Source organism: Natronobacterium texcoconense, from assembly GCF_900104065.1.
Lineage (GTDB): Archaea > Halobacteriota > Halobacteria > Halobacteriales > Natrialbaceae > Natronobacterium > Natronobacterium texcoconense.
Map to the genome: position 1 here is coordinate 72427 of NZ_FNLC01000004.1, position 21214 is coordinate 93640.

At 63.6% G+C, this 21214-nt stretch carries 17 protein-coding genes; 13 read left to right on the top strand and 4 right to left on the bottom strand.

The window, feature by feature from the left end; genetic code table 11:
- Positions 1-140 precede the first annotated feature (140 nt).
- The 3 genes from BLR35_RS16445 (at position 141) to BLR35_RS16455 (ending at position 3916) form a co-directional block, all read left to right on the top strand.
- Entirely contained in the window at positions 141-488 is a 348-nt protein-coding gene (locus BLR35_RS16445; protein WP_090384393.1) for an EMC6-like membrane protein, read from the top strand.
- 2 nt (positions 489-490) lie between these two features.
- Positions 491-2305 (top strand): ribosome biogenesis/translation initiation ATPase RLI, encoded by a 1815-nt coding sequence (locus BLR35_RS16450; protein WP_090384395.1) that lies wholly within the window; start codon positions 491-493, stop codon positions 2303-2305.
- Between the two features lie 96 nt (positions 2306-2401).
- Positions 2402-3916, top strand: a complete 1515-nt coding sequence (locus BLR35_RS16455; protein WP_090384398.1) for a glycosyltransferase family 87 protein — start codon at positions 2402-2404, stop codon at positions 3914-3916.
- Here BLR35_RS16455 and BLR35_RS16460 read toward each other — a convergent pair.
- From BLR35_RS16460 to BLR35_RS16470, 3 genes are all read right to left on the bottom strand, one after another.
- Positions 3913-4560, bottom strand: coding sequence for a class I SAM-dependent methyltransferase (locus BLR35_RS16460; RefSeq protein ID WP_090384745.1), 648 nt, complete (start codon positions 4558-4560; stop codon positions 3913-3915). The genes BLR35_RS16455 and BLR35_RS16460 overlap by 4 nt on opposite strands.
- A gap of 141 nt (positions 4561-4701) precedes the next feature.
- A complete protein-coding gene (locus tag BLR35_RS16465) occupies positions 4702-5541 on the bottom strand; it encodes a hypothetical protein (RefSeq protein WP_090384400.1) in 840 nt (279 codons plus the stop codon).
- A 231-nt stretch (positions 5542-5772) separates the two neighbouring features.
- Positions 5773-6294: an archaemetzincin family Zn-dependent metalloprotease gene (locus BLR35_RS16470; RefSeq protein WP_090384402.1), complete on the bottom strand. Its 522-nt coding sequence runs from the start codon at positions 6292-6294 to the stop codon at positions 5773-5775.
- 39 nt (positions 6295-6333) lie between these two features.
- On the opposite strand from BLR35_RS16470, the gene BLR35_RS16475 reads away from it, so the two are divergent.
- From BLR35_RS16475 to BLR35_RS16505, 7 genes are all read left to right on the top strand, one after another.
- On the top strand, positions 6334-6732 hold the full coding sequence (locus BLR35_RS16475) for a UPF0146 family protein (protein WP_170831062.1): 399 nt from the start codon (positions 6334-6336) through the stop codon (positions 6730-6732).
- 134 nt (positions 6733-6866) lie between these two features.
- Entirely contained in the window at positions 6867-7964 is a 1098-nt protein-coding gene (locus BLR35_RS16480; protein ID WP_090384406.1) for a M48 family metalloprotease, read from the top strand.
- 148 nt (positions 7965-8112) lie between these two features.
- On the top strand, positions 8113-8994 hold the full coding sequence (locus BLR35_RS16485; RefSeq protein ID WP_090384409.1) for a TIGR01548 family HAD-type hydrolase: 882 nt from the start codon (positions 8113-8115) through the stop codon (positions 8992-8994).
- 141 nt (positions 8995-9135) lie between these two features.
- Complete coding sequence (locus BLR35_RS16490) at positions 9136-10311, top strand: tubulin/FtsZ family protein (protein ID WP_090384412.1); 1176 nt, start codon at positions 9136-9138, stop codon at positions 10309-10311.
- A gap of 35 nt (positions 10312-10346) precedes the next feature.
- Positions 10347-11552, top strand: a complete 1206-nt coding sequence (locus BLR35_RS16495) for a tubulin/FtsZ family protein (RefSeq protein ID WP_090384415.1) — start codon at positions 10347-10349, stop codon at positions 11550-11552.
- A gap of 165 nt (positions 11553-11717) precedes the next feature.
- A complete protein-coding gene (locus BLR35_RS16500; protein ID WP_090384418.1) occupies positions 11718-13259 on the top strand; it encodes an FAD-dependent oxidoreductase in 1542 nt (513 codons plus the stop codon).
- 135 nt (positions 13260-13394) lie between these two features.
- Complete coding sequence (locus BLR35_RS16505; protein ID WP_090384420.1) at positions 13395-13997, top strand: hypothetical protein; 603 nt, start codon at positions 13395-13397, stop codon at positions 13995-13997.
- On the opposite strand, the gene BLR35_RS16510 is transcribed toward BLR35_RS16505, so the two are convergent.
- The gene (locus BLR35_RS16510) at positions 13998-14825 is read right to left on the bottom strand and encodes a glycerophosphodiester phosphodiesterase (protein ID WP_090384423.1); all 828 of its coding nucleotides are present in this window, start codon (positions 14823-14825) and stop codon (positions 13998-14000) included.
- Positions 14826-14949: 124 nt separating this feature from the next.
- On the opposite strand from BLR35_RS16510, the gene BLR35_RS16515 reads away from it, so the two are divergent.
- From BLR35_RS16515 to BLR35_RS16525, 3 genes are all read left to right on the top strand, one after another.
- The gene (locus tag BLR35_RS16515) at positions 14950-18225 is read left to right on the top strand and encodes a cbb3-type cytochrome c oxidase subunit I (protein WP_090384425.1); all 3276 of its coding nucleotides are present in this window, start codon (positions 14950-14952) and stop codon (positions 18223-18225) included.
- A gap of 88 nt (positions 18226-18313) precedes the next feature.
- Positions 18314-18976 carry an imidazole glycerol phosphate synthase subunit HisH gene (gene hisH / locus BLR35_RS16520; RefSeq protein WP_090384427.1) on the top strand — a complete coding sequence of 221 codons (663 nt, stop codon included), beginning with the start codon at positions 18314-18316 and terminating at the stop codon, positions 18974-18976.
- A 1036-nt stretch (positions 18977-20012) separates the two neighbouring features.
- Positions 20013-21212: a Cdc6/Cdc18 family protein gene (locus BLR35_RS16525; protein WP_090384430.1), complete on the top strand. Its 1200-nt coding sequence runs from the start codon at positions 20013-20015 to the stop codon at positions 21210-21212.
- Positions 21213-21214 lie beyond the last annotated feature (2 nt).

Sequence of the window (21214 nt, forward strand, 5' to 3'; positions counted from 1 at the left end):
TGGGTAGATACGGTGATAAGCTCGTTCCACGCCGGTCCTCGAGCGACGGACGGGAGTGCTCGACGCACGAGCGTATACCCCGAATTCCGCGTGCGTCGGAACCCGAACCCCTTTTCACCACTGACCACAGAGTTCGACCCATGTCGACCGAATCGATCAGTGACCGACACGAGCACATACGCTCGATCAGCGTGACGGCGCTGTCGGCGCTGCTCGGCGTCGGTGCGGCGCTCGCTTCCATGTCCCTGGCGGGTGACATCACGTCGCTCGAGGCCGCGAACGAAGCGGCATCGAACGCGCAGGCGTACGCACTCGTTATCGGGGCCATCCTCGTCCAGCTCGTCCTGTACGACTTCACGGACATCTACGACGACGAGGAGTTCGGTGCAAAACACTACCTCTACATCACGTTCATGACCTTCTCGTTCTGGTTCGTGGTGCTGGGTATCCTGCTGACCGCCGAAGCCGCTCCGTACCTCGCGCAATAATCATGGCTGACGATAGCATTGCCGTCGTAGACCTCGATCGGTGCCAGCCAGACCGATGTAGCTACGAGTGCAAGAACTACTGTCCGCCCAACCGCACCGGCAAGGAGTGTATCACCCTCCGGGGCGAGGAGACCGAGGAGGGCCAGCCCGAACAGGTCCGTATCTCCGAAGAGATCTGTCTCGGCGAGACCTGCGGGATCTGCGTCGAGAAGTGTCCGTTCGACGCCATCGAGATCATCAACCTGCCACAGGAACTGCAGGACGACCCCGCTCACCGCTACGGCGAGAACGCCTTCTCGCTGTACGGGCTCCCTGCACCACAGGAAGGAAAAGTAACGGGCATCCTCGGACCGAACGGAATCGGGAAGACGACCGCCGTTCGCATCCTCGCAGGCGAACTCGAGCCAAACCTCGGTCGCCACGACGACCAGCCCGACTGGGACGACGTGCTCGAGGCCTACCGCGGCACGGAACTGCAGGACTACCTCGCGGACGTCCGGGACGGCAACGTGACCGTCGCCCGGAAACCACAGTACGTCGACCAGATTCCCGAGCAGTTCGACGGCAACACCCGCGAACTGCTCGAGGGGGTCGACGAACGCGGAGCCCTCGAGACGATCGTCGAACGACTCTCGCTGGGTCCGGTCATGGAGCAGTCCATCGAGGACCTCTCCGGTGGCGAACTCCAGCGGGTCGCGATCGCGGCGACGCTGGTTCGCGATACGGACTTTTACTTCCTCGACGAAATCACGCCGTACCTCGACATCGGCCAGCGCGTGACGGCGGCTCGATTGATCCGCGAACTCGCCGAGGAGGAGAACAAGTCGATGCTGGTCGTCGAACACGACCTCGCGATCCTCGACCTCGTCGCCGATACGCTGCACGTCGCGTACGGTGAACCCGGCGCGTACGGTGTCGTCACCTCGCCGAAGTCCGTCCGCAACGGGATCAACGAGTACCTCGCGGGCTACCTCGACAACGAGAACATGCGGATCCGTCAGGATCCCATCGAGTTCGAGGAACACGCACCCCGTACCGCGACCCACGGCGACGTGCTCGTCGACTACCCCGACCTCACCAAGAGCTACGGCGACGGCGAGTTCACCCTCGAGGTCGAGGGTGGCCAGATCCACGAGAACGAAGTGCTGGGCATCGTCGGTCCGAACGGGATCGGTAAGTCCACCTTCGCGAATCTCCTCACCGGCAACCTCGAACCCGACGAGGGCGACGCCGACCTCGATCTCGACATCTCGTACAAGCCACAGTACGTCACCATCGACCAGCACATGCGGGTCGACGCCTTCCTCTCCTCGATCACCGACCAGTTCGGGTCGTCGTACTGGAACACCGAGATCGCACAGCCGCTCCAGCTCGAGCGGATCATGGAGCAGAACCTCTCGGATCTCTCCGGCGGTGAACGCCAGCGCGTGGCGATCGCGGCCTGTCTCTCGGACGACGCCGACCTCTACCTGCTCGACGAACCCTCCGCGCACCTCGACGTCGAACAGCGTGTCCAGGCGACGAGCGCGATCCGTCGCTACGCCGAACAGCAGGACGCGACGGTCATGGTCATCGACCACGACATCTACACGATCGACCTGCTCGCGGACCGACTGATGGTCTTCGACGGCGAACCCGCCGTCGCTGGCCGCGCCAGCCCGCCACAGTCCATGCGAGATGGCATGAACGAGTTCCTCGCGAACCTCGAGGTCACCTTCCGCCGGGACAACCGCACCTCGCGGCCGCGGATCAACAAGCCCGACTCGCAACTCGACAAGGAACAGAAGTCCGAGGGCGAGTACTACTACGCACCGTAGTCGTCGCGGAGCTTATTCCAGCGCGAACGACTATTTGATCGAACGACTGTTCGTCGGCGAAACAACTTCGGCGATCGGTGTCGAACGACGACGGTAATGGACCGCTCGAGTAACGACTCGTCGGCTATCGACTCCGAAATTCGCCAGCGGATCCGTCCGATCACCGGCCGATTTACCCGTCCATTCGGCCGTCCACTCGTTGCACACCTGGCCCCCGGAATCTGGCTCGTCGTGCTCGTTGCGATCGGTTTCGGCGCGAGTTTCTACTCGTCGCACCTCGAGGGGCTCACGCTGGTCCCGTTCGCGTTCGACTCCGCTTCGTCGTTCGCGATCAACTACGAGGTCTATCACGTCGCGGCCGAGACCGCCCAGTCCGGTGGCGACTTCTACGACGCGCCGCCGGAGCGACTCTCCGCCGACTACGTCTACCTCTATCCGCCGATCACGCTGCTGGCGTTCTACCCGTTCACGCTTTTCGAGGTCGCACAGGGGTTTCTCCTCGCGACGCTTACCTCGATGCTCGCTGGTGCAGCGAGCACGTGGGCCGTCGTCGCCTACGTCGAGGACCACGGCCGACGCCTGGGCTGGCTCGACGTCGCGTTGATCTTCGCGTTCTTCGTCGGCTCGTTGTACGCCGCCGGAACGGTCGTCTTCGGCAACGTCAACCTCTGGCTCGCGGGGCTACTCTCGATCGGCTTTCTCGCACTGCTGCGCGGCCGAGAGATGGTAGCTGGCGTCGCGTTCGCGCTCGCGGCACTGTTCAAACTCTTTCCCGCACTCGTCGGCATCTGGCTCCTGCGAGTGCGTGCCTGGCGAGCGACGGCTGGCGCAATCGCGACCGGTATCGGCGGACTCCTGTTCGGACTCGTCCTCTTCGGTCGTGAGCAGACGACCTTCTACTTCCGCGAGGTCGTCGCCGGTCGCTCGGAATCCGAGGCGTTCGTCGGCGGCTACGGCGTCGGCGAACTCAACTACGTGACCGTCCAGCGGCCGGTCTCCTGGCTCGTCTGGACCGTTTACCCCGGTGCCTCGACGGGCTGGCTGTACGCGACGACCGCCGTCGTCCTCGCGGGCTTTCTGGCCTTTTTCTACGCGGACCTCTCGCGGCCGATGGACCGCCACGCTGCCATCTTCGCGACGACAGCAGCCGCGGTCGTCGCTTTCCCCGCCCTGCGCTGGTACGTCGTCCTGCTGTACCTCCCCATTCTCGTTCTCGCGTACTGCTGGGAGGGGCCCGGCTACCCGTTTCTCGTCGCCGGCGTCGTCGTCTTTTCGACGAGCCCACATCCGCGCGACGTTTACGCCGTCCTCGAGTCGGGAATCGCTCCCTGGTGGCTCGAGACGGCCGACGGCTACGTTCCGCTGGTCGACCTTCTGGCCACTTTCGACCTGCTCGCTCCCCTGCTCCAGCCGTTCGCGCCGCTCGCCGCGCTCGGGACGACCCAGCTATGGGGAATCGCACTGATTGCGCTCGGCTGTGCGATATCGAAAGTCGCGGCCGGCACCGATCCAGTCTCTGCGTACCGACAGTGGCGGGCAGGCGAGGGATCGCTGTCACTTCTCGAGGGAATCACGCCACCGTACGGGCCCGGAACCCCTCGCGACGATTAGGCGACGCGGGCCCGGAAGACGGCGAACAGCCCGTCGCCGTGGCCCTCGCGGACGTCCGGTTCGCCCTCGGTCGGAATCTCCGCAGGATCCTCGAAGATCGTCTGCAGTCGCGTTTCGACCACGAACCCTGCCGCCTCGAGCGCCTCCCCTGCTTCCCCGGCGGTCAGGAATTCGGCGTCGGCGTAGAACGGGCTCTCATCTTTGTGCTCCTGATAGACCTGTCCGACCGGACTCGAGCGATCCAGCACGGCGACGACGAGCGTGCCGTCGGCATCGAGGACGCGCCGGGCCTCGGCAAGCGTCGCCTCGAGGTCGTCGACGAACGAGAGAACGGTGACGAACAGCACGAGGTCGAGCGCGTCGTCGGCGACGGGGAGGGATTCGGCGACGCCGCGGACGGGTATGATGCCGCGGTCACGTGCCCGCTCGAGTGGTTCGCGGGCAGGGTCGACGCCGAGTGAGATTTCCAGTGGTCCACCGAAGCGCCCGGTGCCGACGCCGACCTCGAGCGCCCGGTCGTCGTCGACTGCGTCGGGGAGGGCACGCTCGAGTGTGGCTCGTTCGGCACGGTAGGCACCGTCGTTCTCGCTGAACCAGCTATCGTACTCGTCGGTGAGTGTCTCGAAGGGACCAGTTGTCGACATCGTCTGATCCACTGTACCCCAGAAAGAAAGTGTTTGTTGACCTCCTCCACACGGCTGAAGCCGTGAGCATTCACCTGTGTCTTCTGTAAGTGGGACTGATCAGGGACAAAAGCTATGCTGGACGAGAGCAGTAGCTCCTCTCTATTCCGGATCTGAATCCGTCCCAGACGTGCTCGAGTCGGAATCCGCTGTAGGGGGGTCAGACCACCAGAGAGACAGTACGGTGGCGGAAATCACGATCCACGTCACCAGTCCCAACTCGGTCGCATATGCCAGTACATCCGTGCCAGTGAACATGGAGAGGTAGGGTGTTGCAACTCCTAGTCCGCCCAGACCGATTCCATACCCAGTCAGTGCAACTACTGTTTTCGGACGTGTCTCTCTTGCCACTACTGCGACTCCGCTGATCACGAGCGCGAGCGGGCCAAACAGCCCGAACCGGAGCAGAACCTCGACGACGTTCTGAAATAGAGATTCAGACTGATGACGCTCTACGACTTCATACGTCTCGTTTTCGTATTCGACGATCGTGAGTTCAAAGTGGCTCTTCGAGCCATATCTGTAGGACCCATCCGCTGGGAACGTTGGCGCACTCTCGTAGGCATCACAAGCGAGCGTCCAGTCTTCACACACCGTTCTCGTGTACGCTTCTCGGTCTGAGCGGAGATCCAGGTACGACTCGTACTCATCGTCGGCAGGAGAGTTATATACCTCATCGCGTTGCTCTTCGTAGATGGCCTCGAATAGGCGCTGTTGCTCATCGTCGAACGCTTCTAGCGGTGTTGGGTCGGCTTCGATAGGCCGATCTTCTACGATAACCGGGTCGACTTCGATGTCCGTAGTTGACTCGTGAGCAATGTAGTACGACGGGGATTCCGACCGGGGCTCGTACGGGTCGCCGAAGACGGCAGGAGAGAACATTCCGCCAACCAGCAGGACCGCGACCAGCAGCGAGACTCCCAGGAGAAGCTGCGACTTCATCACTGCCCACTAACATGTTAATAAATAAGTATTTTCTCCATATTCTGACTCGTCGCATCCGTCGTAGGCTTCTCTTTTCGGAGGACGGCTTCATCGTTGAGCGTCCCGGCCGCGTAAATTCGTTCACTCGTCTGCATCGCCCACTCTTCACGCCGTGCTACACTCACGCTCTATACTGAACGCGGGTTTCCCACGCCACGCTGAATACAGAAACCGTATTATCGAGGTCCGTTACTTCACCAGCCGCTGGCAGCTTCCACAGAGGTTCTCCTCTTTGATGTCGACCTCTCGGACCGTCGGCGAGAAGTTCATCACACAGCGGTTGTTGTCACAGTGCTCGAGTCCGTACGTGTGACCGATCTCGTGGACGATCTCTTTGCGGACGCGATTCTCGAAGATTTCGCTGGCGCTCTTGTTCGAGAAGCCGCCGTCGCTCGAGGTCTGGAGTCGGTACGTCGAGACGACGCTGCCGCTGCCGTCGAGGTAGGCGAGTCCAAAGACGTAGTTGCGTCGGCGATAGAAGAGGTCGTGTGGCGTGATCGCGATGTTCTTCTCTCCGCGACCGACCCGTTCGGCAAGTTGGATGAACGTCTCCGCGGAGTACTGATTCCGGCTCGAATCGTATGCCCCGCTCGGGACCGACTGCGAGTCGTTGACCGAGACCTCGCAGTCGTAGACCGATCGCAACGCTTCCGAGGCCGCCCGCTTGACCGTCGCGGACACGTTGCCGACCGGCACGATGTCGACGAGCATGGCAACTGCTATGACCGGGTACATCATAAACGTCCCGCCGTGTCCCACTCTCGCCGGAATTTCGACGCAATGATCGATTACCTCCTCGCGTACGACCGGGTCGTGGAGCTCGGAATCGGCCGTCGGACCGATCTGGCGGCCGAACTCGCCCGTAACGGCGTTTCCGTAACTGCGACTGACGTCCACTCCCGCGAGGTCCCCGATGGCGTCGCGTTCGTCGAAGACGACGTCGTCGACCCCGACCCGTCGGTCTACGCCGACGCCGACGCGGTCTACGCGCGGAACCTGCCGCCCGAACTCCACCGGCCGGCGCTCTCCGTCGCGCGCGATGCCGACGCCGACCTGCTGTTCACGACGCTCGGTGGCGACCAGCCCGTGATCCCCGTCGAACGGAAGACGGTGCGGGAGGGAACGCTGTACGTCGCGAATTCGGGATAGGAGACGCACCGAGCGCGTTCAGCCTGATACCGTGACGGTCGTGCGGTGAATCGGAACGACGACGTGCTCCCTGAATCGCTCTCGCAACCGATGATCGACAGCGTTACTAGCGACTAGTTCATTCGGTTGACAGTATGGCGATAGCGATCGTTACGGCTGCCGTGGTGTTCGTCGCTGTCTGTCCGCCTGCGTACTGGATCGCCGCTCGAGCGGCCGCTCGCAGGCGACGAGCACGCCGGTGGATCCACCGACTGGCAGTAAGCCTCTGGGGTGTTGCCGCTCTCGCGTTCGTCACGTTCTCTCTCCTCGGTATCGGCGACCTCGGTCGATCGTCGCTCGGGGCCGTGTTGCCCTCGCTCGAGGAATCCCTCGTCGGCGACGTCGCAGCGTTCGGCGCGATTTCACTCGCGTCGCTCGGGGTAACGGTTCCGTCGTATCTGGCACTGCTTCCGGCAACCGATCGAATCCTCGAGACAGACGTTTCCATCCGGGACGAACTCGTGTGGCTCGGGCAGTTCGGGCTCACGATCGCCGCGCTCATCTCGTTCGCGCTCGCGGTGCTCTTTCAACTCCCGTTTTCCGATGGGAGAACGTTCTCGGCGCTCCTGTTGCTCGCTCTCCTCACTGTCGTCGTCTTCGAAATCGGATTTCCACAGCTGACTCGAACGCTACGCGACGCGCGGAGCGTGACCGACGCCGAGGCAGACCGCCTCACCCCGCTCCTCGAACACGCCGCGTTCGACACTACTGACGTCTGTGTCGTCGAAGACACCGACGACATCGAAGTGCGGATCGTCGGGCCGCCGGGTCGCCGTCACCTGTTCGTCAGCGCAACCACCCTCGAGACGCTCGAAGACGACGCGCTCGAGGCACTCTTCGCGCTCCATACGGGCCGAATCCGGACTTACCACGTCGGGATGTCTAGCTACGCGCTCCTCGGATTCGTCGTCGCTGGCGTCGTCGCGCTGGGCTGGGGGAACACGGCGACGGTCTCCGCCGTGATCTTCCTCGGGCTCGTGGCTTCGCTCCCGGTTCAGTGGGCGGCACGGCGAGCGCTGTATCGCGCCGACGCGTACGCCGGCACGGTCGTCGGGCGAGACGTCCTCGCTCGAACGTTCGTACGGGTCGCAGACGAGCAGGACCTCGAGCTATCTCGAGGCAAGTTCTGGTACCTGCTACGAGCACGGCCACCGCTGGGTCGGCGTATCGATCGGCTCCGGAACGACGCCTGATCGACAGCTCCGACGAACGGTCGTACGATGTACTCGTGGAACGAACGGGACCGGTGACGACGTACAGCGGTCCGACTATCGACGCTCGAGTCTCCCGTCCGAGGCCGAAACCCGACCGACTTTATTCGCCGCGGTCCTCGACTGCGGTATGAACGCAGACGCCGTCGTACTGGACGTCGACGGAGTGCTCGTCGACGTCGCCGACTCCTACCGGCGGGCGATCCTCGAGTCCGTCGAGTACGTTTACGACCGGACGATCCGCAAGGAAGACGTCCAGGAGTTCAAGGATGCGGGCGGGTTCAACAACGACTGGGAACTGACCTACGCGGCCGCGCTGTACGTCCTCGCGACGAGCGAGGGGTACGACGACTCGCTCGACGAGTTCACCGATCGAATCGCCGCCGAGGGTGGCGGCCTCGAGGCAGCGGAGACTGTCGTCCGAGATTCGATCGGTGCCCGTGCGTTCCAGCGTGTCGACGACCGCTGGGACCCCGAGCGACTCCGGGACGTCTTCCAGCAACTGTACCTCGGGCCCGAACTCTATCGAGGTCTCGAGGGTGGCGAACCGGACGACGACCTCGCGGACGCCGGCTTCATTCACGACGAACCGGTTCTTCTCGAGTCGGAGACTCGGGACGTTCTCGTCGAGGAGTACAACATCGGAATATTGACAGGTCGGCCGAGAGCCGAGGCCGAAATCGCGCTCGAGCGCGTAGGACTCGACGACGCCGTCGCGCTCGAGCACCGGTTCACGATGGACGACTGGGAGGAAGGAAAGCCGCATCCGCACGCGCTGACGACGCTCGCCGACCGGTTCGACGCCGAAACGGTCGTCTTCGTCGGCGACACGCTCGACGATGTCCGGACGGCGACGAACGCGGCCGAGGCGGATCCGGACCGCGAGTATCACGGCGTCGGCGTCCTGACCGGCGGTCTCACGGGCGAAGAGGGTCGACAAAAGTACGACCGTGAAGGAGCGACTACGGTCCTCGAGTCGGTCGACGACCTCCCCTCGTGGCTCGAGAACTGACGATCGAGTTCGAAATATGATATTAATTTCCGGCGGTAATTTCTGGGTCGCCGTAACGGAGTGGGATTGCCTTACACACGTACCATCAATTATTTGAATATAAACGAAAGCGAATTAGCCCTGGAATAGAATGGAGGGTGTATGAAGCTCGCGACAATAGGTGTCGGAAACGCGGGAAGTAAGATAATTGATCGAATGCTGGAGTTCGAAGACGAGACCGGTCGGAATCTCTGTCGGCACGTTATGGTTATCAACTCTGCTCGGACGGACCTCGCGAAACCGGACTACGTCCCCGAAGATCGACGGGTCCTGATCGGCGATACCCACCAGAAAGCGAAAGGACACGGCGTGGGCGGTGACGCAACCGTCGGCGCGGAAGTCGCCAAACACGACATCGACGAGATTCGACGCACGTTCGACGACATAGAGATCCACGAGGTCGACGCGATCCTCGTCGCAGCAGGTCTCGGCGGCGGGACGGGCAGTGGCGCAGGACCGGTCGTGATCGACGAGCTTCAGAAGATGTACGACGAGCCTGTCTACGGACTCGGTATTCTCCCCGGCCAGTACGAGGGCGGTCGGCCGGCGCTGAACGCCGCGCGGTCGCTGCAGTCGTTCGTTCAGAAAGTCGACAACATGATCGCCTTCGACAACGACGCCTGGCGCTCCCGCGGCCAGACGATCGAAGAAGGCTACGAGGACATGAACCGCGAACTGGCGATTCGTATCGTGACGCTGCTCGCAGCCGGCGAAATCGACGAGACGGAGGTCGCCGAGAACGCGATGGACTCGAGCGACGTCATGCGAACGCTCGATACGAGCGGTATCTCCTCTATCGGCTACGCCTCGACCCCTATCACTCGAGAGGAAGACGAAGGACTACTGAACCGGTTCAAAAACGAGCAGCAAGACCCCAGTGAGGCGACCGACGCCGCGAAGATCAAGGGTCTGGTCCGCCGGGCAGTCAACTCCCGGCTCACGCTCCCCTGTAACGTCGCCAGCGCGGACCGCGCACTGGTCATCCTCTCCGGCCCGTCGGAAGTGATCGCCCGGAAAGGCGTCGAGAGCGCCCGTCAGTGGCTCGAGCAGGAGGCGGACACGGTCGAAGTGCTGGCTGGCGACGACCCACGCCCGAACGCCTCGGACCTCGCGGCAGTCGTCCTGCTCTCGAACGTCACCGAAACCCCCCGCGTCGACGAGATTCAAGAGCAGGCCGTCGAGGCCCAGGACAAGATCCAGCAACTCGAGGACGACCGCGAGGATGCCATCAACGATTTGATCACGGACGACGACAACGAACTTGATCCGGTGATTTGAGCCGTTGATCACGTCATGTTAGGAGGACCCCATCAATGAAACTCGCCCTCGTCGGAGTCGGTAGTGCCGGTGTGCGGATCGTCGACCGGATCATCGAACGCGAGGTCGAGACGGGCCGGAACTTCTGTAACGGCAACATGCTCGTGTTCGATACGACGCAGGAAGCCTTCGAGGAAGTCGACCACGTGCCGGAGGACCACCGGGCGCTGTTCGGTGACGTCAGCCCGCGGATCGACGAGAACGGTACCGGGGGCAACCCGGACCTCGGCGTCGACGTCGCCCGCGAGGACGTCCACGAGATCAGTCGGGCGTTCGACACCCTCGATTTCACCGAAGTCGACGGAACGTTGCTGATCGCGGGACTCGGTGGCGGGACCGGCGGCGGCGCCGGTGCCGTCCTGCTCGAGGAGCTACAGGCGATCTCGGAGAAACCGGTCTACGCGCTCGGCGTGTTGCCCGAGGACGACGAGTCCGATCGATCCGCGCTCAACGCGGCGCGGGCACTCCCGTCGTTCGTCGAGATCGCGGACAACGTGGTCCTCTTCGACAACGAGGAGTGGACGGATTCGATCGACAAGGACGACGAAACACTCGAGTACGACGAGGACGCCGAGACCGATCACGAGATCGAGCGAGACTACGACGAACTCAACCGCTCGATCGCCTCACACGTCCTGTTGCTGCTGGGCGCAGGCGAAATCGAGTCGATGACGATCGCCGAGAACCGGGCCGACGCGAGCGACCTCTCACGTACCCTCGAGACCGGCGGCGTCTCCTCGATCGGACAGGCAAGCCACGACATCGAACGAAGCAACAGCCTGCTCTCCCGCATCCTCGCACTCGTTCCGTTCGTCGGCGGCAGCGATGGACCGGAGCCGACCGACGCCGTGAAGGTCAAACAGGTGGTCCGCGACGCCGTCGATCAGCGGCTTTCGCTCCCCTGTGCGGTCGATAGCACCGAACGAACGTTGGTCGTTCTCTCGGGGCCACCGTCGGCCGTCTCCCGGAAGGGCTTCGAGAGCGCCCGCCACTGGCTCGAGAACGAGTCGGACACCGTCGAGGTGATGGCCGGCGACGAGCCACGGACGAAAGCGTCGTCGCTGACGGCCACCGTGTTGTTCTCGAACGTGACGGAGGTGCCCCGGATCGACGAGATGCAACAACGGGCAGTGAGCGTCAAAGACGAGTTCGACGACGAAGACGAGATCGATCCCGCGGAAAGCGAGTTCGAGTTCGTCTAGCTCTTCTCTCCCTCGAGTTCTACGGCCGTGATACGGACTGCTGTCCGTCGTTGACGATCCAACCGCGAACCATCTTGCAGTTGTACCGGTAAACCGTTCCAGCAGACCGTCCGAGTCGCCCCGCCGTTTTTTGCCCGCTCTCGGTGTAGGTATCCGCCGAGTCCAATGGCGAACTTCTCCCGTGCCGACGACCTCCCCGGCGAACCGACGTCACCCTGGCTGGCGACGACGCTCGACGACGACAGCGGCGATCCCGACGCGACGCTCGAGGGAACCGAATCCGTCGACGTCGCCGTGATCGGAGCTGGAATCGCCGGGCTGTCGACGGCGATCGAACTCCGCGAGCGCGACCTGACGGTTGCCGTCCTCGAGCGCGACCGGATCGCGACGGGTGTGACGGGCAAGACGACGGCCAAACTGACCAGCCAGCACGGGCTGATCTACGATCACCTTCGCCGGGAGTTCGGCCGCCAGGCGGCGAGCCAGTACGCGACCGCCCAGGAGGAGGCGATCGATACCGTCGAGGAACGGATCGACGAACTGGAGATCGACTGTGGCTTCGAACGCGTCTCCTCGTATCTCTACAGCAACACGCCCGACGAGATCGAACGTGAGACCGACGCTGCGCAGGCCGCAGGGATCGACGCGAACTACGTCACGTCGGTCCCACCGTTCGAACGGGCCCAGGCCGCAGTCCGATTCGACGAGCAGGCGTGGTTCCACCCCCGACGATACCTCCTGGGGATCGCCGCCGAACTGCGAGACGACGACGGCGCAGCCGTCTACGAACACACTCGTGTCACCGACGTAGAGCCTGGCTCGCCGTGTCGCATCGAGACGTCCGAAGCGACGGTTCGGGCGGATCGAGTCGTCCTCGCGACCGGCTTCCCGATCCTCGATCGAGCGGGCTACTTCGCCCGAATGCACCCGAAACGATCCTACGTTCTCGGGTTACGACTCGAGGGACGACCGCCTCAAGGGATGTACTACCGCAGTGGCGACAGCTACCGATCGGTCCGGACCCACCGCGACGAGGAAGGAGAACTCCTGCTGGTCGGCGGCGAGAACCACAAGACCGGCCAGGGTGGGTCGACGATCGACCGCTACCGGCGACTCCTCCGGTGGGCGCGCGAACGATTTCCCGTCGAGTCGGTCGCCTACCGGTGGTCGACCCAGGACTACGTCTCGGCCGACAAGGTCCCGTTCGTCGGCCGTGTCGGTGCCAGAGCCGAGAACGTCTACGTCGCGACCGGCTTCCGCGGCTGGGGGATGACCAACGGCGTCGCGGCCGGCCGCCTGCTCGCGGGCCTTCTCGCGAACGAACGACCGGCTGGACGCGACCTTTTCGATCCGCTGCGGTTCACGCCGAAGACGTCGCTGGCCTCGACCGTCACCGAGAACGCCGACGCCATCAGCCAGTTCGCGACCGACTGGGCTCGAACTCTCCTCACACCCGACCTGACGTCGCTCGAGCCCGGCGAGGGAACCGTCCTCCGGAAGGGAAGCCGTCCGATCGCCTGTGCCCGCGACGCCGACGGGAACCTCCATGCGACGTCGGCTGTCTGCACCCACATGGCCTGCATCGTCGAGTGGAACGACGCCGAACGAAGCTGGGACTGCCCCTGTCATGGCTCGCGGTTCTCGCCGGAGGGAGACGTCCTCGAGGGGCCGGCGACGGAGGAGCTACCGACGCGTCGGATCGAGTGACCGTCGCCGATAGGCTCATATTTATTCCACGGTGCCTGTGTAAGCCGTTTCAACGGGTATTACCGGCCGAACCGTTCTCTCAATTTCCCGGGAAGAACAGAACGCCTATTTGGTTCTACGCCGCAGTTGCCGTTGATGTCGGAGCCACTCCGCTCGAGCGTCGGGGACGCCGTCGCCGAACTCTCGCGGTCGCTCGCCACGTTCGTCGGAATCGTGTGGCTGTGTTTCGTCGTTAGTCTCGTCGTCGTTCGGGCTCTCCAGGCGACAGTAACTGACGTATCGGTCCCCTCGGAGCCGATCTGGATCGTCGTCTTCGCCGTCGCTATCGTCGCCGCCGGAGTTCTCTCCGAGGGCGGCTACGAGCGATTCGGTGCGGACCCCTCTGCCGGGTGGACGTTCGCGTGGCTCGCGATCTTTTTCGTTCCGTTCGCGTTCGCCCCGCTTCGGATCGCGATCGGACTCGTGGTCGCCAACGGGCCGCTGTTCGACGCTCTCTTCGTTCTCGGTGCTACGCTCGGTGCAGGCTGGCTCGCCTTCTACGGCGGACTCGAGCGCCTCGCCCTCGAGCCAGCGGATTTCGTTCGCGTGATCGCGTACGCGGTCGCACTCGGTATCGTTCCCGCCGCAGCTTTCCTTCTGGTCGACGCAGCCTGGCTGACCGCCGGCGTCGGTGCAGCCGTCGCGACGGTCGTCCAGATCGGTGCTTGCTGGCTCGCGTTTACGCCGCGAACCCTGTGATCAGCCGCCAGCCAGTCCCGGATACTCCGCGATGATCCCGTCGACGCCCGCAGACGCGAGGTCGTCGTACTGACTCCATCGTTCGACCGTCCAGACGTTGACCGTCCGGCCGTCGGCGTGGGCCTCCTCGAGGACGTCGATCTCCGGTTTCCCGGCCGGTAGTCCCGCGTACTCCGTCCGCGAGAGGTCGGTCCCGACGATCGCGTTCCGCGGCGGGTGAATCGCCTCACAGTCGTATCGGCGTGCGATCTCGAGACCGGCCTCGAGGTCGTCCCAGACGAGGACTGCAGTGGCATAGCGGGGTGTGACCTCGCGGAGAGCCGCGAGTGCGCCCTCGCAAAACGACGAGAACAGCAGTTCGCCGTCGAACGGCGTACAGACCTCGAGGGCGCGCTCGACGAACGGCTGCCAGACGTCGCGTCGGTCGTCGTGCGCGTCGGCCGGGAGCGACTCGCCGAACCGCAGGTCGTCGGTTCCCGGATTCTTCAGTTCGACGTTGCAACCGACGGACTCGGGGATCGCCTCGAGCACCGCGGCGAGCGTCGGCACTGTCTCGTCGGTGCCCATAACCCGCGCTGACGTGATCTCCTCGAGCGGCGTTTCCCAGACGACTCCTTCGGTGTCGGTAAGCGGACGGCCGCCCCGGTCGTGAGTCCCCTCGAGACGGCTGTCGTGGACGACGACGGGCGTCCCGCAGGCGGCCGGTTGGACGTCGATCTCGATCATCGCTGTCTCGTCGCGGGCCGCGGCTTCCCGGATCGCACGGACCGTGTTCTCGGGAGTGACGCCGGCATATCCGCGATGGGCGATGACGTCGGGATCGGTCATACCGGTTCGTCGACGCCGGGACTAATGGAGACTGCGTTTGCTCTACCGACCGTATAACTGCTTGCAAGTGACACGTCCACGTTTACACCATTCCTTCGAGCCTCTAGTCTTGCTGGGTTTACAGATGGGTATAACCGACGTTTTTTCGACCAGCGATTGGAGTAGTGGCCGTCGACGTCCAGCCGAGTACGTGACGGATCGCCTCGAGAAGGGCTCGGAGACCGTTTCCAACCTCTCGAGACGAGTCCGTCACGTCGCCGACGATCGGAGCGTGGACGAACTACGGGAGCGTGCGAGCGACTGGGACCCCGATGAACTACGGGAGCGTGCGACCAACTGGGACCGCGACGAACTGCGCGACCGACTCCTCGAGCGCGCAGTCGACGAACTCTGTACGCGGTATCTGGACCAGTCGCTCGAGGATCTCCAGGAGTTCGAGAGTGCCGACGGTGTCGACCCGGTCGACCGCGCACTCGAGTCGTTCCTGCGCCGGTACGACCTGGAGGAGAGCCGACTCGACGACGGCACGCTCGCGGCGATCAGGAGCCACCTCGCCGCCGAGGTCGACGTCGACCTCGACCCCGAGGAGTTACTCGAGCGACTCCGCTCGGCGGAGCCGTCGGAAGCCGACACGTCGGGTGCGTCCGAAGAGACGCCGATCGACGCACTTTCCGAGGCCTACTCGACGTTCCGCACGGATCTGGACGTCGAGTCGGACCAGTCGATCACCGGGATGGCCGAGGACGTCCTCGAGCAGGACGCGGTCGTCGTCGGTCACGCAGTCGAGCGACTGGTGACCGAGGAGTTACCGCGAGTGCGCGAAGAACTCGAGGAGAGACGAGTCGACGCCACCGGAACCGACTCCGCCGGTTCGACTGCAGGGCCGGCCGAGATATCGATCGACGACCCTGGACCCGAACCCACTGCGGGGGCCGGAACCGCCCGGCCGACGACCGCGCTGGCGTTCGCGGCGGCGACGCTGCTCTCGTCGGACGTAGACGGCGATTCATCCCTCATACGTGCGCTTCCAGGCCTCGCGTCGACGCTGGCCGACGACGGGGGTGATCCGGGACTCGAGCGCGCGCTTCTCGGGGTCGTTTCGACGCTGCTCCTCGAGACCGAAAGCGGCGGCCTCGATCTGTCGGCGCTCCGGTCGCGGTCTGACGGGTCGCTGGTGCTGGTCGCACTGTTCGTCGCCAACCTCGTCGCGATGACGGTGGGGGCGTGGCTCTCCCGCGAGCGTGCCCCGCCGATTCCCGACGAAATCAGGGGGCCGAACGGGGAGACCATCGTCACCGACGATCAGGTGCGACTGGGCAAGAAGTACTTCCAGGCGAACGGCCTGATGAACCAGGGCTCGATCCTGGGCAACGGCTCGTACTTCGGCGTCGATCTCACCGCGGAGGCACTCGATCTGAAGGTCGAGTACATGCGCGACTACTACGCGCGCCAGCACGGGACCGACTCCTTCGACGCGCTCGAGGACGACCAGCAGGCGGTCGTCGCCGAACGCGTCGAGCGGGAACTCGACGCCGACGCGCCCGAGGGGTCGATCGCACGCTACTCGGACGCGGAGGTCTACGCTCACCGCCGCATCCGCGAGCAGTACGTCGACCGCTACTACGGCGGCGACCCGGAACGCGGTGTCCCGCAGGGATACGTCGACTCACCCGACGCAGCCGAACGCATCGCCGACTTCGCCTGCTGGACGGCGTGGATGGCCCACACGAATCGTCCCGGCTCGGATCACTCGTACACGAACGACTGGCCGTACGTGCCCGAAGCGGGGAACCGGCCGACTGGCCAGGTGATTGTCTGGAGCACGATCAGCGTCGTCTTGCTCATCGCCGGCGGCGGCCTCGGCGTCTGGGGCTACCACGCCCTCGATTTCGCCGAGCCGACGACCGAAGTCGTCGACGTCCCCTCGCCCGACGAGGTTTCGATCACGCCGGCCCAGTACGCCGCGGCGTGGTACGTTCCCGTCGCCGGTGCGCTGTTCGTCGCGCAGGCGCTGGTCGGCGCGCTGCTGGCGCACTACTACGTCGAGCGGACCGGCTTCTACGGCATCGGCGACGCGCTCGGGATCGACATCGTCTCGCTCGTCCCGTTCTCCGTCGGCCGAACGTGGCACATCAACCTCGCCGTGCTCTGGATCACGACGCTGTGGCTCGCCGGCGGGCTCTTCCTGCCGGGACTGTTCAGCGACCGCGACCCGCCCTGGCAGGCCGAAGGCGCGACCGTCCTGCTCGGCGCGCTCGTCGTCGCCACCGTCGGCGCGTTCGTGGGCGTCTGGCTCGGCATCCAGGGCAGTCTCGGCACGCCCGAAGACGGCGAACTCTGGTGGCTGCTCGGCTCCGAGGGCCTCGAGTACCTCGAGACGGGCCGGGTCTGGAAACTCGCCTTGCTCGGCGCACTCGCCGGCTGGACGGGGCTCGTGTTGCGCAGCGTCCGCCAACTCGACGAACCGCCGACCGGCCTGGGACACTTCATGACCTACGCTGGCGGTTCGATCGCGCTGATGTTCGGCGCGAGCATGCTCTACACGCCCGAGACGAACATCGCCGTGACCGAGTTCTGGCGCTGGTGGGTCGTCCACATGTGGGTCGAGGGCGTCTTCGAGTTCTTCGTGACCGCCGTGATCTCGGTCGCGCTGGTCTCGATGGAACTCGTCGACCAGGCTGACGCCGAGAAAGCGATTCTCTTCGAGGTGTTCGCGATCATGGCCGCGGGCATCGTCGGCGTCTCCCACCACTACTGGTGGGTCGGCCTCCCCGACTTCTGGGTGCCGATCGGAACGACGTTCTCGACGCTCGAGTTCGTCCCGCTGATCTTCATCCTCTATCGCAGCATCGGCGAGTACCGCACGCTGTCGGCCCAGGGCGAGGAGTTCCCCTACACGCTACCCCTGCTCTTCATCATCGGTAGCAGCGTCTGGAACTTCGTCGGCGGCGGCGTGCTCGGGTTCTTCATCAACCTGCCGGCGATCAACTACTTCGAGCATGGCACCTACCTCACTGTCGCCCACGCCCACGCGGCGACGTTCGGCGCGTTCGGCCTGCTCGCGCTCGGACTCGGAACCTACATCCTGCGGGTCGTCACGCCCGAGGAGTCCTGGAATCCAACCTGGTTCCGCGGCGCGTTCTGGCTGACGAACGTCGGTCTCACCGTCATGACCGTCGCATCGTTGCTCCCGATCGGTTTCGTCCAGCTACGAGCAGCCTACACGGACGGTTACGCCGCCGCACGCAGCCTCGAGTTCTACGAACAGGACCACGTCCAGACCCTGCTGTGGGCCCGGACGCTCGGCGACACGCCGATGATCCTCGGCGCGCTCGCGTTCACCGTCGCCGCGGTTCGACACCTGTACGCGGCACGAGGCGAAGCGCTCGAGAGCAGCTGAGGTCGGCTTCTCTTTTTTGGAGTGCTCGGGTCGTACCCATGGTTGCACGAAAGACAACACACTTGAGCGCGCTCCACCGAATACGGGTATGAGCACCGTCTCGTCCGACCAGACGCAGTCGCTCGCCTCTGTGGTCGTCGTCGACTACGGACTCGGGAACCTGCGCAGCGTCACTCGCGGCCTCGAGCGCGCCGGCGCTGACGTCGAGATCACGGACGATCCCGCGGCCTTCGAGGCCGCCGACGGGGTCGTCCTGCCGGGCGTCGGCGCGTTCCGTGAGGGCGTCGAAAATGCTGATCCGCTCCGTGAGGACTTGCTTGCGGTCGCCGACAGCGGCACGCCACTGTTCGGCATCTGTCTCGGCATGCAGATGCTGCTGACGACCAGCGAGGAAGGCGACAACGACGGCGAGTCCGCCGTCCAGGGACTCGACCTGGTCCCCGGAACGAACGTGCGGTTCGCGGACGGCCAGAAGGTCCCGCATATGGGCTGGAACGAACTCGAGGTCGAGCGCGAGCATCCGCTCGTGGAGGGCATCGATGGCAACTACGCCTACTTCGTCCACTCCTACTACGCCGTCCCGGACGACGAGCACGCGACGGTCGCGACGACCGACTACGAACGCGAGTTCCCCTCGATCGTCGCCAACGAGGAGGGCAACGTCTTCGGGACGCAGTTCCACCCCGAGAAGAGCGGTGAAACCGGACTGCAGATTCTTCGGAACTTCGTCGAGATCTGTACTCAACGATAGGTCACCGCGAACGACCGACGGGAGTGAGCGGCTTTTTTGGTCCAGATTTTTGCCGCGAGTGGTCGGCGAAGCCCACCCGAGCGGGAAAAGGTGGTCTAGCGGAACTTCGTGGATATCTGCGCCGACGAGTAGCTCTCGGTTTCTCTTTCTCGAGGAGTTCGCTGCCTGGTCAGTGTTGGCGAACTTCGCGATCGGTGACAGCGAAAAGTCCTGACCTGTCCGGAGACACACCCCTCGTTGCCGCTGTATAGATGCTCGAGGAGGTCGGGTTGACCTAAATACGAGCACTATAACTGACGTTAATCTATCGAGGGGGGTGCGAGTGATAGGTCGGTGTTATTGTGGATCGCCATCATTAAATAGAAAACCTGTGTAAAATTTCGTCAAGAGGATCGAACGGATCGACGTTCGGACGGAATCGAACGTCCGTCCGCGCTCGAGTAACCGTTTCCTACACCTTACATCGCGTCCTTTCAGGTCTCAGGGTCGGTTCTTTCCATTTCTGGACGATCACCTCCGTTTCGAATCGAGAACCTCTTCACAGCGTTACAGCGGCACTCCGGGGTGTGTGTCTCCGCATACAGCGGCACCGAGGGGTGTCGAACGATCCGTTCGACATCGATGACAATCCTTTTGAACCGATACAGCGGAAATGCGGTGTTCACATCGTGCTCGAGGGCACGGTCCGGATTCGCGTCGCTTCTCGCGACGTGTGCAGGTCTCGAGGGGCAACGTCGGAGGCGACACGATACAGCGGCACTCCGGGGTTGGGTCCTATCACTCGCGCTTGACTCTGGTCCTGCGAGAAAATGTTGCTTGCGGGACTCAATCACGGACTGGGGACAACTATACAGCGGCATCGTGGGGTCGGCCGCGCCTATACAGCGGCATCGAGGGGTGTTTGATCTGCTATACAGCGGAAATACAGGGTCTAAACTCCTATTTAGAGTACGATACAACCCAAAATCCGATCTATACAGCGGAACTTCGGTTCCCAACGTTTAAGCCACTCCCGCAAAACGTTACTTCTATTCGAATGTCGGACTCGATGGATTACTTCGGGAGTGAGAACGATATCTTCCGGAACAAGGAACTCTTGCAGGTCTCTCATCTCCCCGACGGCGACCGCATCATCGGCCGCGAAGACGAACTGACGAACCTCGCGAACGCGATCAAACCGGCGACACGGGGGAATACGCCGAACAACGTGCTCGTCTACGGCAAGACGGGCACCGGTAAATCACTGTGTTCGAAGTTCATCACGAACCAGGCGATCGAACGCGCTAAGGGTAACGACGTGTCGATCGGCGTCGCGTACGTCGACTGTCTCCAGGAGTCGACGGAGACCCAGGCCGTCCAGTCAGCGGGCCACCAGCTCAACGACCAGCCCGAAACCGATATCTCGATCCCTCACTCGGGGCTGAGCACGTCCGAGTATTACCGGCGGCTGTGGCAGATCATCGACACTCGCTACGACGTTGCCCTCATCATCCTGGACGAAGTCGACAAGATCGAAGACGACGACATCCTGATGCAACTCTCGAGGGCCGTCGAGTCCGGGAAACTCACCTCGAGTACCGTCGGCGTCATCGGCATCTCGAACAAGGTTCGGTACAAGGACTCGCTGGACGAGCGTATCAAATCGAGCCTTTGTGAACGCGAATACGTCTTTTCACCGTACGACGCAACGCAGATTCGGGAGATACTTCGGTCACGGTCGGATGCGTTCCACGATGGCGTCCTCGAGGACGGCGTCGTCCCCCGCGTCGCGGCGCTTGCGGCCCGGGAACACGGCGACGCGCGAAAGGCGATCGACATCCTCCGATTTGCGGGTGAGATCGCCGAAGAGAACGATCTCGAGACCGTGAATGAAGAGTGCGTCAACCAGGCTCACGAGCGCGAGGAGACGAGTCGACTCGCGGAACTGATCTCGAAAAGCCCCAGTCACGCGAAACTCGTCCTCGAGGCGATGGCGCTGTTGACCCAGCAGAAGGAGGGCAACGACGCGCCCGTGACGACGAACGAGACGTACGACCTCTACAAGCGCCTGTGCGAACGCGATCAGTCCGATCACCTGAAACTGCGCCGGGTTCGTGACATCCTCTCGGAACTCGAGTTCCTCTCGATAATCGAACAGGAGCGCAAGTGGGCCGGCAAGGGGAAAGGCAACTACATGGAAAACCGATTGATCGACGATCCGGCCGTCATTCTTGCGGCCTGTAACGAGTCGGAGTAGCG